Here is a 15,948-nt window from a genome sequence, read left to right on the forward strand (position 1 = left end):
CAAAGACCGTCCCACCTCCACCAGCACACCACTACACTCCCCACTCCCAGACCCCTGACCAGCCAAAATGGAGAAGTACTGCTGGAGTACTAGGCCCTGTCCGATGGGTTGCGTGACCCGCCCGCCCCCTGGTGGATCGTTTCGGTGGCCGTGGGGCGGGGGTTGGCGGCGACAAAGTCTGTTCTTCGCGCCGCAATCGCCGTTGTCTGCGGCGGCGCCAGATCAAGCACACGATCCCGGAGCCCAAGGGCCAACGCGCCAACCGCCGGCGGCGCGGCAGTAAGGGCGGCCGTCCGACCGGGTTCGACAGAGAGATCTACCGGCGCCGTAACGAAGTGGAGCAGACCATCAACCGGCTGAAGATGTTCCGTGCGGTCGCGACCCGTTACGACGAAAGGGCCTACATATTTCACGGGACGGTCACCGTCGCCTCCATCCGGCTCGGGCTGCGTACGTGAGGTTCACTCAGCCCTGGTGTCCTAGCTCAAGCACCAGTCGCAAGGTAGGTCGTGGGTAGCCGGACGGGCTTCCCGTTTGCCTGTCCTGGGCGCCGTCGAGCGGCTGGCAGCGGGCGAGCAGACGGCGGTGCACGGCGGGGACGGCGCTGACGCGCAGGGTGTAGCCCTGGCCGCGCCGTACGGTCACCCCCTCGTCGAGGCCCTGGTGTCTGAGCTAGGACACCAGGGCTCTGCGGGCCGGCGATGCGACGTCGTCACTCCATCGCGGTGCGGCGGGCGTAGGCGCGGGCGGCGCGGGCGCGGTCGCCGCAGCGGGTGGAGCACCACTGGCGGCGGCCGTGCTTGAGCAGGAAGCGGTTGCATGGAGGGGAGGCGCAGGCGGTCAGGCGGGCGGCGTCGGGGGAGGTGAGCAGGTCGGCGGCATCGGCGGCGATGACCGCCAGGGCGTGCTCGACGATCGCGGTGGTGGGGTGGGGTGTGGCGCGGTAGGGGCCGGTCTTCTTGTCCCACAGCAGCAGGGGTGCGGTGGGGACGCGGGTCATCGCGTCGTTGATCGCCGTGACGGCGGCGGGCAGGGCGGGCTGGTCGGCGACACGGGAGGCCAGTAGTGACCTGACCTGTTCGCGCAGTGAGCGCAGCTGTGTCGCGCATACCTCCGTCAAGCCGGCGCCGGCCGGGGCGAGGTCGCGCCGCGCCAGCCACTGCTCGGCCTGCGCCGGGGTCCCCAGGAGGTCGGCCGTGTGCCCGCCGGGCAGTGCGACTGCGCTGTTCGCCAGGGCCAGGGCGGGGTGCTCCGCCTCGCCCGGTGCCGACGGGAGGGCGGCTTCTTCCATCAGGAACTCTTCCATGCATCTCATGGTACGGGTTGCCTTCATCCGTGAGGCACGCCTACAGTTCGACTCACGGTTCAAACGTAATCTATCCGTGAGGAACTTCTTCGTCTCTTCCCCGACCCCGCAGACCGCCCCGTTCCCCGTCCGGGTCTTCGGCGGCCCGACTGCCCTCTTTGAATACGGCGGCCTGCGCTTTCTCACCGACCCGACCTTCGACGGCCCCGGCGACCACCCGGCACCGGCCGTCATGCTGACCAAGACAGCGGCGGCTGACGGCAGCCCGGCCGATCTCGGCCGCGTCGACGTGGTCCTGCTCTCGCACGACGAGCACGCCGACAACCTCGACACCTCCGGCCGGGCCCTGCTGGCCGACGTCCCGCTGACGCTGACCACCCCCGGCGGTGGAGAGCGTCTCGGGGAGGCGGCCACCGGCCTCGCCGACTGGCAGTCGATCGAGCTCGAGCGCCGGGACGGCGGGCCCGGCACGGTCACCGTGACCGGCGTGCCCGCCATCCACGGCCCCGGCAAGCGCGAGGAGGTCGAGCCGATCTGCGGCGAGGTCGTCGGATTCGTTCTGACCGGCGAGGGCCTGCCCACCGTCTACATCAGCGGCGACAACGCCTCTCTCGACGCGGTCAAGGAGATCGCCGAGCGCTTCGCCCCGGTGGACACGGCCCTCCTCTTCGCCGGAGCGCCCCGCTTCCCTGAGGTCTTCGACGGCGGGCTGATCGTCCTGGACAGCGCCCAGGCCGCCCAGGCCGCGAAGATCCTCGACGCCGGCCGCGCCATCCCCGTCCACTACGACAGCTGGGCCCACTTCACCGAGGGCCGCGACGAGCTCATCGCCGCCTTTGCCGCCGCCGGTCTCGCCGACCACGTCGACTTCGGCGTCCGCGGCTGACCCCTCGTACGTCGAACCCGTACGCCGGGCACGGCCGGGCGCCGGCCGACAGAGACCCGCCGCGGCTGTCGGCCGGCGCCCGGCCCCGCCCTCACCTCCCGCACCACCGAAGGACCGCACCACCATGACCGACCCGATCCGCGGCACCCGCCATGGCACCGCCCCCGCCGCCCCGTCCGTACTGGACCCCGCCATGACCGGCACCGGCCAGACCGCCGCAGAGGCGCTGGCCGGCAGCATCGAACTCGCCCGGCTCGCCGACGGCGCGGCTTCACCCGCTACGGCCCGGCCCCGGCCTGCTCGTCGGCGTCGTGGTCCTCGTCCTCAGCCAGCTCGTCATGGTCGCCGTGATGACCATGACTCCCATCCACATGCACGCCCACGGCTGGCGGACGGGCCCGGACGGCCGGGTGGACTTCACGCCCATCCGGCCCGCCCAGGACCCCTGGCGGCTGACGGAGCAGGCGCGGTCCTGTTCTTCAGGGAGATCATCGACTAGGCCGATGCTCCACCGAGCCCGCGTCGGGGCGACAGGGCCGCCTAGGGCCGCAGTGCGCGCAGCAGCAGGTCGGCGAGGTGCTCGGCGACCTGCTGGGGTGTCATCGGGCCGTCGGGGCGGTACCACGTCGACAGGTGGTGGACGGAGCCGAAGTGGTAGTCCACGATCAGGTCGGCCGGGGTAGCCGTGGAGAAGACCCCCGCCTTCTGGCCCTCCTCGATGAGCGCGCGGAAACGCTCGTGGTAGCGCCGGCGCTCGGCGCGGACCTGCTTGTTCTTCTCCGGGCTCAGGTGGTGCATGGACCGGAAGAAGATCATCGCGTCGTCGAGGTTCTCGATGGTCGTGACGACCACGTCGGCCGCCGCGGCCCTGAGCCGCTTCTCCACCGGCGCGTCCATGCCGGCGAAGTGGTCCAGCCGCTCCTGCTGGACGCGCAGCACGCGCGCGTACACCTCCTGGAGCAGGTCGTCCTTGGAGCCGAAGTAGTGGTACAGCGCCCCCTTGGTGACACCGGCCGCCTCCACGATCTCCTGCACGGAGGTGCGGTCGTAACCCTGCTCCGCGAAGAGCCGGGTGGCGGCGGCGAGGAGCCGCTGCGGGACGGGCGTCCCGTCCCCGTCCGTCGTCCTGGGCACTGCCGCCACCTGCCTTTCCGTTCTGCTGCTAGTCCTGTGCGGTGCGGGAACGCAGTTCCCGACGGAGGATCTTCCCACTCGCCGTCTTGGGCAAGTCGGGCAGGATCTCGACCTGCCGCGGGTATTTGTAGGCGGCCAGTCTCTCCTTGCAGTACACCGCCAGTTCATCCGGGTCCGCCCCGGCCCCCGGACGAAGGCTGATGTACGCCTTGACGGTCTCGCCACGGTACCCGTCGGGCACGCCGACCACGGCCGCCTCGCGCACCGCGGGGTGGGTGTACAGGACGTCCTCGACCTCGCGCGGCCACACCTTGAAGCCGGACGCGTTGATCATGTCCTTCTTGCGGTCCACGACGTACAGCCAGCCCCGCTCGTCCATGAAGCCGATGTCGCCGGTGCGCAGCTCGCCGTCCGGGAAGGTCTCGGCGGTGGCGTCCGGGCGGCGCCAGTAGCCGGGCACCACCTGGGGTCCGCGGACGGCGATCTCGCCCTGCTCCCCGAAGGGCACTTCCGCGCCGCGCTCGTCCAGGATGCGGACGACGGTGTCGGCGCCCGGCACGCCCACGGACAGCGTCCCGGAGACCGGGTCCACGGGCGCCTCCAGGCCGGGCGGAACGGCGGCACAGGAGCCGCTGCACTCGGTGAGGCCGTAGCCGACGCGGATGTACGGCCCGAAACGCCGGGCGAAGTCCTGCACCAGGGCGGGTGGGACGGGTGCGCCGCCGGAGGCGAGGTTGCGGAAGGAGGCGAAGTGCCCGGGGGTGACGTCCGGGTGGGCGGCGAGCGCCATGTAGGCGGTGGACGGGCCGACCGTGTAGTGCGGGCGGTGCTCGGCGAACGCCTCCAGGACGACACCGGGGTCGAAGCGGTAGGCGAGCACCAGGGTGCCCGCGCTGTTCAGGCAGGCGCCGAACTGGCAGACCATGCCGGTGATGTGGAACAGGGGCGCGAGCGCGTAGTAGACGGGCGCCTCGGGCAGGGCGAGGCCCGTCCGCTGCCGCTCCGCGCCGTACATGAGGTTGCCGTGCGTGTTGGTGGCGCCCTTGGGCGTGCCGCTGGTGCCCGAGGTGTAGCTGACCAGCGCGATGTCCCGCGGTCCCGGTGCCCGTCCCGCGGGGGGCCGGCCGCCCTGCCGGGCCACGGTCACCAGGTCGTCGGCGTCCGGAGCCTGGGGCAGCCGCTCGAAGGCCAGCACGCGCGGGTCGTTGCGGGTCTGGAAGTCCAGCTCGCACGTGGTGAGCACGATCCGCACCGGCGTGCCGGCCGCCGCGTCCCTCAGATACGCCGCCCACGCCCGGTCCGAGCAGATCAGCGCGGCCACCTCGCCGTCCCGGAGGATGTGCGCCAGCTCGGCCGACTTGTACATGGGGTTGACCGGGACGACGGTCGCGCCCGCCTTCCAGGCGCCGAGCACGGCCAGCACGAAGTGCGGGGAGTTCTGGAGCAGGACGGCCACCCGGTCGCCGCGCTCCAGTCCGCGCGCGGCGAGGTGGGCGGCGACCGCGTCGCTCAGCTCGTCCACTTCGCGGTAGCTGAGCCGGGCGTCGAAGTAGGCGAGGAACGGGCGGTCCGGGGCCTGGGCCACGGCGGCGCGCAGGGCGTGCACGAGTGAGTCGGCAGGCTCGACCGGGGCGCGCTGGGCCTCGTTCAGGAGCGCGAGCCAGGGGCGGTCGGCGTACCGGCCGGCCGTCACCGGGCGGCCTCCCACTTTTGCTGGATGTGGTTCATGGTCGCCAGCCAGCGGTCGGGTTCACCGGCCCGGACCTGGTAGAAGCCGGCGACCTCGGGGTGCGGCAGGATCAGGAAGCGGTCTTCCTCGATGCCCTTCAGCAGCGCGTCGGCCACGGCCTCCGGCTCGATCGCGGTCGGCCGGAGCACCAGGTCGCCCGCGCTGCCGGTGGCGGTCAGCATGTCGGTGCGCACGCCCTGCGGGCAGACGGCGTGGACCTTGACGCCCCGGTGGCGGTAGGTCAGCGACAGCCACTCGGCGAAGGCGTAGGCACCGTGCTTGGTCACGCTGTAGGAGGGCGCGCCGATCATCGTCAGCAGCCCGGCGGCGGAGACGGTGGACACGAACCGCCCGCCGCCGCGCTCCAGCCAGTCGGGCAGCAGCGCGTGGGCCGCGCGGACGTGGGCCATCAGGTTGACGTCCCAGGACGTCGCCCAGGACGCCTCGTCCAGGGGGCCCGCGAGGTCGCCGTCCTCGAAGGCGACGCCCGCGTTGGCACAGTAGACGTCCACCGTGCCGCCGAGCGCGTCCCGGGCGTCACCGACGATCGCGGAGGCGTCGCCGGGTACGGCGATCCCGCCGATCTCCTCGGCCACCGCCTTGGCCTTGCCCGCGTCCAGGTCGTTGACCACGACCCGGGCTCCCTCGGCGGCGAACCGGCGGGCCAGCGCGGCCCCGATCCCACCGCCGGCCCCGGTGACGACCACCCTCGCGTCCTGCACGGCTTCCACCATCGGTCTCCTTCGACACGGTGCGAAATCGGCTCTGCCGAGGGACAGACTAACCGGTCGGTATGTGTAAAAGGAAGGGCGACTGCACCAACCTCAAAGGGGCGCGGGGCGGTGTCGACATGCGGCTCCGCCGCGCGTGCGCGAGCCACCACGGACGGCCTGCACGCGACCACTCACCGGAGGACCCATGCACCTGTCCCGACGGACCCTTCTCGCATCGGCGACGACAACGGCCCTGCCCGCCGCACCCCGGCACCGCGAGCATCTCCGCACCGGGTTCGAAAGACTCGCAGCCGACGGTTACTCGGTACTGGACGGCCAGCGCGTCGGCATCGTCACCAACCCCACCGGCATCACCAGAGACACCGAGCACATCGTCGACGTGATGCACAAGGACCCCCGGGTCAAGCTGACGGCAGTCTTCGGCCCCGAGCACGGCTTCCGCGGCACCGCGCAGGCGGGCGGCTCCGAGGGCCGCTACGACGACCCGGCGACCGGGCTCCCGGTGTACGACACGTACCTGAAGAGCGGCCGGCCGCTCGCCGACGTCTTCACCGCGTCCGGCGTCGACACCGTCGTGTTCGACATCCAGGACGTGGGCGCCCGTTTCTACACGTACATCTGGACCCTGTACGACTGCATGGAGGCGGCCCGGCTCGCCGGCAAGCGCTTCGTCGTGCTGGACCGCCCGAACCCGGTGACCGGCCGGGCGGCCGCGGGTCCGGTGCTGCACAAGGAGTTCGCCACCTTCGTCGGCCGGCAGCCGATCGCGCAGGTGCACGGCATGACCGTCGCGGAGCTGGCCCGGCTGTTCAACGGGGAGTTCCTGACCCCGCCCGTACCGCTGGAGACGGTGCCGATGACGGGCTGGAAGCGCAGCCGGTTCTACGACGACTCCGGCCTGCCCTGGGTGCCGCCGAGCCCCAACATGCCGACGGCGGACACCGCGTTGGTGTACTCCGGCACCTGCATGTTCGAGGGCACGAACCTCTCCGAGGGACGCGGCACGACCCGGCCCTTCGAACTCCTCGGCGCCGAGGGCCTCGACGGCCGCTGGGCCGCGGCCGTGAACGGACTCGGGCTGCCCGGCGTGCGGTTCCGGGAGGCGTACTTCACGCCCACGTTCTCCAAGTTCCAGGGCAAGACGGTCGGCGGGGTGCAGATCCACGTGACCGACCGGGCCGCCTACGATCCGGTGCGCACCGGGATCGCGCTGCTGGTGAGCGCCAGGAAGGTGTGGAGCGGCTTCGCCTGGCGGCCGGACCACTGGATCGACAAGCTCACCGGTTCCGCCCGGGTGCGCACGATGATCGACGCGGGTGCCGGCACCGACGAGGTCACAGGCGCCTGGCAGGAGGAGCTGGCCGCGTTCCGGCGGATTCGCACGGAATATCTCCTCTACAAGTAGCCCGCACCATATGGCCAACTCCGCGCCCCCGCAGGACGATATGTACGCAACGCACCGTGTCTCGGGGGCGAGGGAGCCTGGCATGGCGGATCCTGGGATGAGCGTGACTCCCTACTGGGAGCTGACCTTCGACGCGGACGGGGACGCGGACGGCCCCGCTCGCGACCGGCTGCTGGCGCAGGTCACGGCCCGCGGCGTCCGTGACCTGATCGTCTTCTCGCACGGCTGGAACAACGACCGTTCGGGCGCGACCGCGCTGTACCGCCGCTTCTTCGCCCCGTTCCCGAAGCTGGCGCCGAAGGCGCGGCTCGGGTACGTCGGTGTGATCTGGCCGTCGATGCGGTTCAGCGACGAGCCGATCCCCGACTTCCCGAAGTCCGTGGCGGCCGTGGAGGCGGAGGAGGAGCCGCGTCCGGCGCTGGACAAGGACACCCGGCGTGCCCTCATGGAGGTCTTCCCGCGCCAGGCGTTCGTGGTCGACCGGCTGGCCCGGATGCTGGACGAACGGCCGGCCGGCACGGAGGGGCTGGCCGAGTTCGGGCGGTGGGTGCGGCTGTTGCTGAACGCGGACGGCCGACAGGGGATGGCCGACACCGACGAGGACGGCGAACCAGGTGTGTTCGGCGGGGATCCGGTGACCGCGTGCGAGGAGCTCGCCGGAGCCCTGGCCGCGCTCGAACCGTCCGGTGCCGCTGCCGGGTTCGGCCTGCCGAACCCGTGGGACGGCGCCAAGGAGCTGCTGCGCCAGGCGACGTACCACCGGATGAAGCGGCGGGCCGGGATGGTCGGCGAGCGTGGACTCGGTCCTTTTGTCGGGCAGTTGGCCGAGGCGGCGCCCGGCGTGCGGGTGCATCTGGCCGGGCACAGCTTCGGCGGCCGGCTGGTGGCGTTCGCGCTGCGCGGTCTGCCCGCGGGCGTGGACACGGTGAAGTCGGTGACCCTGCTCCAGGGCGCCTTCTCGCACTACGCGTTCGCGGACCGGCTGCCGCACGCACCGGACCGGTCGGGGACGCTCAAGGACCAGCACCGGCGCATCGACGGTCCGCTGGTGTGCTGCCACTCGCACTTCGACGCGGCCCTCGGCACCTTCTACCCGCTGGCCTCCCGGCTCGCCGGGGACGACCGCAGTTGCGCGGGCCACGAGATCGCGGCCGTGCTGGGGCCGCGGTGGGGCGCGATGGGGCACGACGGGGTGCAGGCGGTGCCGGCCACCGCCCGCCTGGACCTGGCGGCGGCCCTCGACGGCGGGGTGCCGGCGTCGGGGTGCGTGAACGTGGACGCGGCGGCCGTGGTGCGGCGCGGGGGCGCACCGTCCGGGGCGCACAGCGACATCGTGCACCCCGAACTGGCGCGGCTGGTGCTGGTGGCAGGTCGCATCACGGCGGCGGGCCGTACCACCTGACCCGCCGCCCGCGGTGCCTCAGCGGTGTGCGGTGTACTCCACGACCTGCTGGAAGGTCGGCCGGTTCTGCCAGCTGATCCTGCCGTGCCTGATGCCGCCCAGGGTGCGCTGGACGATCGAGTCGGCGCACCACTGGTCGCCCGCCGCGCAACTCTCGTCGCCCGGGTAGACCTGGGCGGCGGTCATCCCGGCCGCCTGCTTCAGGGTGCCGATCAGCATGTCCCGGCAGGCGCCGAGGCTGCCGCCGCCGCAGTACTTGTGCGCGAGGCCACCCTGCACGGACTCCCCGAGCACCGCCCGGATGTCCTTGTCGACGTACGACCACCAGCCGTACTGGAAGGAACTTCCGGCGTGTGAGCCGGTCGGGCCGTGGCCGGCGGACGGTGCCTCGTCGACCGGGAGGTTGCCGGTGATCGCGGTGTAGAGGTCGCTGCCGAGCCCCGGCTCGAACTCCGCCTTGACCAGCAGCGGCCACCAGGCGTCCATGATGCGGATCGCGTCGGCGTCGGCGTACGCCTTCGAACCGGCCGACGTCTCGGTGCGCCTGGCGCCCGCGGTGACCCACGCCTGGAGCTTGCCCACCGCCGCGGCGGCCGCGGAGTCGGTCACCGCCGAGGAGTTGATCACCTTGAGCAGCTTGGGCAGCACGTCCTCGGCGCGCAGGTCGGCCAGGCCCGCGTCCGCCATGGCCTGCACCAGCTTGGTGCGGGTCACCCCGCCGGCCGCGACCAGCTTCTTCACCCGGTCGTCCAGCAGGTTGCCGCGGTGCACGGAGCCGTCGCCCCAGGGCGCGGTCGTGTAGTCCTTGGCCTGCTTGTTGTTCCAGGAGACGTAGTAGTCCTGGTCGATGGAGTTGGGGTGTGCGGAGGCCGGGGTGTAGTCGGCCGTGTTGGTGACCGGGTCCCAGTTCCGCCACTCGTACGCCGGCTGCGCCCAGACGGGGAACTCGGCGTCGACACCGCTCGCCCGGACCGGGTTGTCACCGCTGTTGTGGTAGGCGGTGTGCTGGGAGTCGGCGTAGAACCAGTTGAAGGTGTAGTTGATGTGCTGGGCCGCGCTCTGGAAGTCCTTCGGGCCCTTGACGTAGTCGGGGTCGTTGAGCATCTGGAAGCCGATGATCGAGTCGGCCTCGTGCAGATAGGAGGAGCGCAGGGTGGTGTAGGCGACCTTCTTGCCGCCGGCGGTCGCCCGGTACTCCACCGGACCGTACTTCGTGCGCCACACGCGCATGGTGTACGACCCTGCGGCCGTGCCGTCGGCCGTCGTCGGCTTCCAGGCGTTCTTCTGCTCGACCTTCTCCATGGCGGTGCAGGTGCCGTGGTACAGGTAGTGGTGGTCGTCCTGGCACAGCTCGACCGCGTAGGTGTCGATGATGTCCTGGCCGGAGGTGGTGGCGCTCCAGGAGTAGTCCTGGCCGCGGCCGAGTTCGACGTACATGCTCAGGCCCGCGAAGGAGGCGCCGCGGGCGCTGATGCCCGGGCCCTGGATCTCCTGGAGCATGAGCAGCTGCGGGGCGAAGTAGCCGGCCTGCGGCCCGAACACGGCGATCGGGTGCCCGCTGGCGGTGTGTTTGCCGCTGACCACCAAGGCGTTGGACATCCCGCGCCGGGCCGAGCCGAGGGCCGTCCTGGCGGCCGTGGTGGAGGCGCTCTCGGCGCTCGTGGTCGCCCCGGTGCCGGTGCGGTCGTAGACGAGCGGTTCCTGGGTCACCGAGCCGGTGTCGGGCAGGGCCTCGCCCTGGGCGTCGGCGGGCTTGGCGCCGTACGGGAAGCTCTCGCCGTCGTGGACGGTGAGGACGGCCTCGGGGTCGTTGCGTTCACGGAAGGACTCCCAGACCCGGGTGCCCTCTTCGACGCCGTACTTGGCCTGGGCGGCGAGCAGGGACAGGGCGTTGGTCACCTCGCCGCCCCCGCCGGAACCGAACAGCGAGCCGATCACGGAGGCCAGTGCCACCATGTCGGTGACCTTGAAGTGTTCTATCGTGCCGGCGTTGGTGATCGAGTCCTTGTGGCCGGTCAGGACGTACTCGCCGGGGAAGTAGCGGCCGCTGTCGGAAGCGTCGATGTAGGCGTTGATGCCGTCGAGGTAGGCCTTGACGTCGGCGAGGGCCTGCCGGCCACGGGCGCCGTTCTTCGCGACCGCGCTGTCGATCTGCGCCTGGAGGTCGGCCTCGGTGTAGGGCGCGTTGCGGTAGAACTGCTGCTCGAGGCCCTGGTTGGCGGGGGCGCCGCCCGCGAACGTGGTCAGCTGCCCGCGGCCCACGTGCCGGAAGACGTCCATCAGCCACAGCCGGTCCTGGGCCGCCGCGTACCCGGCGCCGAACTCGGTGCCGTACCGGGTGGTGCCCGTGATGTGCGGCACACCGGTCTTCTTGTCGCGGACGATCGTCACGTCGCCGCGGCCGGCCGGCTTCTCGGTGGAGGCGACCTGGTCGGAGGGGACGCCGAACGAGGCGTCGTCGAAGAAGGTGCTGATCTTCGCATCGGTCAGGCCGCGGTAGCCGGTGGCCAGGTCGGCGTACGGGCCGAGCTGGTCCTCGGCGTGCGCGGGCTGGGTGCCGAAGGCCTGGTTGAGCAGGATCTGCGCGAGGGTCGCGTTGCCGTTCTCGCCGGGCGGCAGGATGTCCGAACACTGGCCGCCGCAGTAGTCGTTCGACGCCGTGGCGCCGGCTGCGGCCGTGGCGGTCTGGGTGAGGGGAGAGAGAAGACCGGCGACGAGGACGCATACGGAGGCGGTCTTCAGGAACCCGGGGAGGCGGCGGAACGTTCTCAGTCCGTCAAGGGCGGTACGTGGGGTTCGCCGTGGCATGGCGGCTCCTAGCGACAGGGGTGGCCGAACGTTACCGGCGGTATCCCCCGGTTCAAAGATGAACATGCGTCACTTTCTGGAGTCCGCAAGCAGATACGAAGAAGAGATGGAGCCGAATCGCCTGTCGATACGTCTATTCGGCGACGTCCGTGCGATGACGCCGAAGTGACCGAAATGCAGGTGCAGGTGCGACGGAGGTGCAGGGCGATGGCAGGTTTCCGGAGTCTGGCGAGACAGGTCCGCGATCCGGGCTGTGATCTGGCACTGCGGCGGTACTCGCTGCGCAAGTGCCTTGAGAAGTTCGCCCCTTACGGGCATCGGGCGACCTGGGACCATCTGTGTTCCCGGGCGGGTTTCGGCCCGGAGGACCGCTCCCCCGACCCGGCGCGGCTCGTGGCCGCGCTGGAGGAGCTGGAAGAGGCTCGTGATGTCTGGCTCGCCTACGAGACCGACTTCACCGAGCGGCGGAAGAAGGAGAAGCACGACGGGCTGCGCCGGCCGGGCAGCGTGGACGACTGGCACCGGCTGACCTGGGGCGGGTTCGGCGTCGCCTGGTGCGACGACCCGCGGATCCACCCGGAGGAGCCGCTGGCGGAGGTGCTGCGCCGGCTGATCGCGGCACTGGAGCGGGAGCCGGGCGCGTGCTGCCCGGTGTGCGGCGGAGAGCGGCTGGTCTGGAAGTACGGTCTGGACCACGAGCCGTCGTCCGGCCCGGTCTGCGCGGACTGCGGAATCCTGGTGCCACGGCCCGTCCTCACCCCCCAGGCGCTGCAGTACGCCAGGCGGGAACGCCTGCTGATGTCGGCCTGAGCGGCTGGGGTGTCACCGGGTGCGGCCCGAGCGGTGGGCAGTCCCGGGCAAGGGGGTGCGCAGGGGATGCCGCACCCCTTCCGCGGAGCGAGCGAGGGCGGTTGTCGGTGCCGGCCTGCACCATCGAGGCATGGTGCAGGTGTGTCTCAACGGGCGCCGCTCGGCCGCCGACGGCGTGGGGGTGCCGATGTCCCCCGAGGATCTGGCGCGTTCCGCCGCCGAGGCGGTGGCGGCCGGTGCCACGTCCGTCCATGTCCATCCGAAGACACCGTGCGGGCGGGACAGCCTCTCCCCGCGCGTCCGGCTGGCGGTCCGGCTGGGCCTGGCCACCCGCGTCGGCCTGGAGGACACCCTGCTCCTGCCGGACGGCCGACCGGCGGAGTCCAACGCCCGGTTGGTGGCAGAGGCGCCGGCCGGACAGAGGTGCGCGCGCGGCGGCACCGGTGGGCGACCGGGACGGTAGCAGACCCAAATCCGGTCGCTCCACCGCTTTCACGTCCGGACAGTGGGAGGCGATGCCACCACACCGATGAACCGGGGGTCCCATGTCCACGCTGCGCGTCACCGCCGAAGTGCTGACCGTCCACGAGCATCCGAACGCCGACGCACTGGAGTTGGCCCAGGTGGGCCTGTACCGGGCCGTCGTCGCCAAGGGTGCGTACCGCACCGGTGAGGCCGCCGTCTACATCCCCGAGCAGGCCGTCCTCCCGGCCGGGCTGATCGAGGAGCTGGGACTGACCGGCCGTCTGGCGGGCGGTGAGGCCAACCGGGTCAAGGCGGTACGGCTGCGCGGTGAGCTGTCACAGGGCATCGTGTGCCGGCCGGAGGCGCTCGCGGAGGTCGACCTGACGCGGGCGGCGGCCGAGGGCACGGACTTCGCGGAGCGGCTGGGCATCACCAAGTGGGTGCCGCCCATCCCGCCGACGATGAGCGGGGACGTGGAGCCGGCTCCGGACCTGCTCCCCTGGGTGGACATCGAGAACGTCCAGCGCTACCCGGACATCTTCACGCCGGGCGAGCCGGTGGTGCTGACGGAGAAGCTGCACGGTTCGGCCTGCCTGCTGACGTACGCCGCCGAGGAGGGGAAGGTGTACGTCTCCTCCAAGGGCTTCGGCGGCAGGTCACTGGCGCTGAAGGAGGACCCGCGGAACCTGTACTGGCGTGCGGTGCGCGGGCACGGGGTCGCCGAGGCGGCGGCGCGGCTCTGCGAGCGGCTGGGCGCCACGCGGGTCGGCATCTTCGGCGAGGTGTACGGCGCGGGCGTGCAGGACCTGACGTACGGGGCCGACGGACGGCGGGACACCCTCGGGTACGCGGCGTTCGACGTGTCGGCCGAGGTGGCCGGGGCCGTGCGCTGGCTCGACCCGGCCGAGGTGCTGGAGGGGGAGCTGCCGTTGGTGCCGCGGCTGTTCGCCGGGCCGTACGACGTCGAGCGGGTGCTGGAGTTCGCGAGCGGGCGCGAGACGGTGTCCGGGCGGGGGCTGCATCTGCGGGAGGGGGTCGTGATACGGCCTGCGGTGGAGCGGTACAGCGCGGTGACCGGGGGCCGGGCGATCGCCAAGGCCGTGAGTCCGGCGTATCTGACGCGGAAGGGCGGGACGGAGTTCGAGTAGGTCACCGGGCGGGGGTGGGGCGCTTGCCCGCGCCGGCGGGGTGCCGCCGGCCGGGTGCTCCCTTCAGCGCCGCTCGGCCATGAGCCGGGACCCCGTCAAGCGGTCGCCGAACACATCGTCCGGGTTGGACAGCACACACGTCTGCATCGAAAGACACCCGCACCCGATGCAGTCGGTGAGATGGTCGCGCAGACGGTTCAGCTGCTGGATCCGCTCGTCCAGCTCCGAGCGCCACTTCTCCGACAGCCGCGCCCAGTCCTCCCGGGTCGGTGTCCGCTCCTCGGGCAGTTCGGCCAGGGCCTCGCGGATCGTGGCGAGCGGGATGCCGACCCGCTGGGCCGCGCGGACGAAGGCGACGCGGCGCAGGGTGTCGCGGCTGTACCGGCGCTGGTTGCCGGGGGTTCGCCGGCTGGAGATCAGGCCCTTGGCCTCGTAGAAGTGCAGGGCGGAGACTGCGGCGCCGCTGCGCGCGGACAGCTGGCCGACGGTCAGCTCGTGGATCTTCTCGGGAATCTGGGGCACTCCTCAGAGACTACCGACCCGACGACGGTCGCGGTCCGTTGACAGAGGCCCCGCACCCGACCATGCTAAGCAGTTGCTTAGACATGCGAGCGAGAGGCCGGGAACATGACAGAACCGAGGACCTTCACCTCCCCCGACGAGCTGAAGGCGGCCGTGGGCGAGCAGTTGGGCCACACCGACTGGGTGGAGATCGACCAGAAGCGGATCGACCTGTTCGCCGACGCGACCGGGGACCACCAGTGGATCCACGTGGACCCGGAGAAGGCCGCCGCGGGACCGTTCAAGACCACCATCGCGCACGGCTACCTCACCCTGTCGCTGCTCCCGCTCTTCGCCCCGCAGCTCATCCGGGTCGAGGGCGTGAAGATGGGCGTCAACTACGGCACGAACAAGGTCCGCTTCCCCGCCCCCGTCCCCGTCGGCTCGCGGCTGCGCGCCACCGCGACGATCACCGGCGTCGAGGACGTCACCGGAGGTGTGCAGGTGACGGTCGCGTTCACCGTGGAGCGCGAGGGCGGCGACAAGCCGGTGTGCGTCGCGGAGTCGGTGTCCCGGTACTACGTGTAGGGCCTACCCGGCCCCGACCATGCGCAGCACGAGGTCGGCGTAGAGTGCGCCGACCTCCTCGGGGGTGCGCGGGCCGTTCACGTTGAACCAGCGGGCGACGTCGATGCACAGCGACAGCACGGCGAGCGTGGTGCCCTTGACGTCCAGCACGTCGAACTCGCCCGAGGCCACCCCGTCCTCGATGATCCCGCGCACCTCGGCGTCCACCTGCTGGCGCAGCGCGAGGATCTCGGCGCGGGCCTCGGGGCCGAGGGCGTCGAGCTCGTACTGCACGACCCGCGCGGTGGTGCGCCGTCCCGCGTGCCAGCGGACGAAGGAGCCGACCGCGTCGGCGAGCCGCTCGGTGGCGGTGCCCTCGCGCCCGGCGGCCGTGCGCAGGATGTCGAGGGCCTTGTCGTGGCCGATCCGGCTGATCCGGTGGAGCAGCTCTTCCTTGGTCTTGTAGTGGATGTAGAGCGCGGCCGGGCTCATGCCGGCGCGGCCGGCGATGTCCCGCGTCGTCGTCGCGTGGTACCCGCGCTCGGCGAAGGCCTCCACGGCGGCGACGAGCAGCCGCCGGGCCGCGTCAGGGGTGACCTCTTCCCACGGCTCCACTTCGCCGCCGGTTGTCTCCTCCGCCGTACTCATCGCTCGCTCGCCCCTCTCGGTGACAGGAGCACCACCATACCGCCGACGGTGAGCGGGCGCTTAGTGCAGCACTCCGTGAGGTCACGGAGGCATGGCGGGTGCTCAGAGCTTCTCGAAGGGGTCGTGCTCGGCGAGCAGCTTCTCCAGGCGGGCCTGGTCGACACGGCTGACGATCTGCCCGGCCTCCTGCCGGTCCCGGATCACCTTGGCCAGAGTGAAGGCGGAGGTGACGAGGTAGAGCACGGCGATCGCCAGGAAGCCGCGCACCCAGGCGCTCGCCTCCAGCCGGAAGATACCGAGGGCGGTGGCCGCCATGGCGACCGCGAACGAGGCGACGGCCTGGCCGTAGAAGGCGGACGTGCTGTGCTGTTTGACCGGTGTCTCACTCATGGCACAGAGCATCGG

At 71.6% G+C, this 15,948-nt stretch carries 15 protein-coding genes and 1 pseudogene; 8 read left to right on the top strand and 8 right to left on the bottom strand.

What is annotated here, in order from left to right; translation table 11 throughout:
* Window positions 1-158 precede the first annotated feature (158 nt).
* A pseudogene (locus tag ACZ7DL_RS31780) lies at window positions 159-458 on the top strand (IS5/IS1182 family transposase); the annotation flags it as partial.
* 254 nt (window positions 459-712) lie between these two features.
* Here ACZ7DL_RS31780 and ACZ7DL_RS31785 read toward each other — a convergent pair.
* On the bottom strand, window positions 713-1,306 hold the full coding sequence (locus tag ACZ7DL_RS31785) for a CGNR zinc finger domain-containing protein (protein WP_470779467.1): 594 nt from the start codon (window positions 1,304-1,306) through the stop codon (window positions 713-715).
* Window positions 1,307-1,382: 76 nt separating this feature from the next.
* Here ACZ7DL_RS31785 and ACZ7DL_RS31790 point away from each other — a divergent pair, with 76 nt between their 5' ends.
* Window positions 1,383-2,192, top strand: coding sequence for an MBL fold metallo-hydrolase (locus tag ACZ7DL_RS31790; RefSeq protein ID WP_470779468.1), 810 nt, complete (start codon window positions 1,383-1,385; stop codon window positions 2,190-2,192).
* Window positions 2,193-2,732: 540 nt separating this feature from the next.
* Here the strand turns inward: ACZ7DL_RS31790 and ACZ7DL_RS31795 are convergent.
* The 3 genes from ACZ7DL_RS31795 to ACZ7DL_RS31805 are packed head-to-tail and all read right to left on the bottom strand — an operon-like array spanning window position 2,733 to window position 5,789.
* On the bottom strand, window positions 2,733-3,326 hold the full coding sequence (locus tag ACZ7DL_RS31795) for a TetR/AcrR family transcriptional regulator (RefSeq protein ID WP_470779470.1): 594 nt from the start codon (window positions 3,324-3,326) through the stop codon (window positions 2,733-2,735).
* Window positions 3,327-3,354: 28 nt separating this feature from the next.
* Window positions 3,355-5,019, bottom strand: a complete 1,665-nt coding sequence (locus ACZ7DL_RS31800) for a class I adenylate-forming enzyme family protein (RefSeq protein ID WP_470779472.1) — start codon at window positions 5,017-5,019, stop codon at window positions 3,355-3,357.
* The gene (locus ACZ7DL_RS31805; protein ID WP_470779474.1) at window positions 5,016-5,789 is read right to left on the bottom strand and encodes an SDR family oxidoreductase; all 774 of its coding nucleotides are present in this window, start codon (window positions 5,787-5,789) and stop codon (window positions 5,016-5,018) included. Before ACZ7DL_RS31805 ends, ACZ7DL_RS31800 begins: the two co-directional genes overlap by 4 nt.
* Before the next feature lie 184 nt (window positions 5,790-5,973).
* Between ACZ7DL_RS31805 and ACZ7DL_RS31810 the strand changes: the two genes are divergently transcribed.
* Window positions 5,974-7,194, top strand: a complete 1,221-nt coding sequence (locus ACZ7DL_RS31810; RefSeq protein WP_470779476.1) for an exo-beta-N-acetylmuramidase NamZ family protein — start codon at window positions 5,974-5,976, stop codon at window positions 7,192-7,194.
* Between the two features lie 82 nt (window positions 7,195-7,276).
* Window positions 7,277-8,596 (top strand): serine-threonine protein kinase, encoded by a 1,320-nt coding sequence (locus tag ACZ7DL_RS31815; RefSeq protein WP_470779477.1) that lies wholly within the window; start codon window positions 7,277-7,279, stop codon window positions 8,594-8,596.
* An 18-nt stretch (window positions 8,597-8,614) separates the two neighbouring features.
* On the opposite strand, the gene ACZ7DL_RS31820 is transcribed toward ACZ7DL_RS31815, so the two are convergent.
* A complete protein-coding gene (locus ACZ7DL_RS31820; RefSeq protein WP_470779479.1) occupies window positions 8,615-11,404 on the bottom strand; it encodes a penicillin acylase family protein in 2,790 nt (929 codons plus the stop codon).
* Window positions 11,405-11,611: 207 nt separating this feature from the next.
* On the opposite strand from ACZ7DL_RS31820, the gene ACZ7DL_RS31825 reads away from it, so the two are divergent.
* The 3 genes from ACZ7DL_RS31825 (at window position 11,612) to ACZ7DL_RS31835 (ending at window position 13,827) form a co-directional block, all read left to right on the top strand.
* Entirely contained in the window at window positions 11,612-12,214 is a 603-nt protein-coding gene (locus tag ACZ7DL_RS31825) for a hypothetical protein (RefSeq protein ID WP_470779480.1), read from the top strand.
* A 130-nt stretch (window positions 12,215-12,344) separates the two neighbouring features.
* Window positions 12,345-12,677, top strand: a complete 333-nt coding sequence (locus ACZ7DL_RS31830; RefSeq protein ID WP_470779482.1) for a 3-keto-5-aminohexanoate cleavage protein — start codon at window positions 12,345-12,347, stop codon at window positions 12,675-12,677.
* 82 nt (window positions 12,678-12,759) lie between these two features.
* The gene (locus ACZ7DL_RS31835; protein ID WP_470779484.1) at window positions 12,760-13,827 is read left to right on the top strand and encodes an RNA ligase (ATP); all 1,068 of its coding nucleotides are present in this window, start codon (window positions 12,760-12,762) and stop codon (window positions 13,825-13,827) included.
* Window positions 13,828-13,890: 63 nt separating this feature from the next.
* On the opposite strand, the gene soxR is transcribed toward ACZ7DL_RS31835, so the two are convergent.
* The gene (gene soxR, locus ACZ7DL_RS31840) at window positions 13,891-14,349 is read right to left on the bottom strand and encodes a redox-sensitive transcriptional activator SoxR (RefSeq protein WP_470779487.1); all 459 of its coding nucleotides are present in this window, start codon (window positions 14,347-14,349) and stop codon (window positions 13,891-13,893) included.
* 105 nt (window positions 14,350-14,454) lie between these two features.
* On the opposite strand from soxR, the gene ACZ7DL_RS31845 reads away from it, so the two are divergent.
* Entirely contained in the window at window positions 14,455-14,916 is a 462-nt protein-coding gene (locus ACZ7DL_RS31845) for a MaoC family dehydratase (RefSeq protein WP_470779489.1), read from the top strand.
* 3 nt (window positions 14,917-14,919) lie between these two features.
* Here ACZ7DL_RS31845 and ACZ7DL_RS31850 read toward each other — a convergent pair whose 3' ends face one another.
* Window positions 14,920-15,543: a TetR/AcrR family transcriptional regulator gene (locus tag ACZ7DL_RS31850; protein ID WP_470779490.1), complete on the bottom strand. Its 624-nt coding sequence runs from the start codon at window positions 15,541-15,543 to the stop codon at window positions 14,920-14,922.
* A gap of 102 nt (window positions 15,544-15,645) precedes the next feature.
* A complete protein-coding gene (locus ACZ7DL_RS31855; protein WP_470779492.1) occupies window positions 15,646-15,933 on the bottom strand; it encodes a YiaA/YiaB family inner membrane protein in 288 nt (95 codons plus the stop codon).
* Window positions 15,934-15,948 lie beyond the last annotated feature (15 nt).

The sequence above is a fragment of the Streptomyces sp. NPDC036984 genome (genome assembly GCF_055607665.1).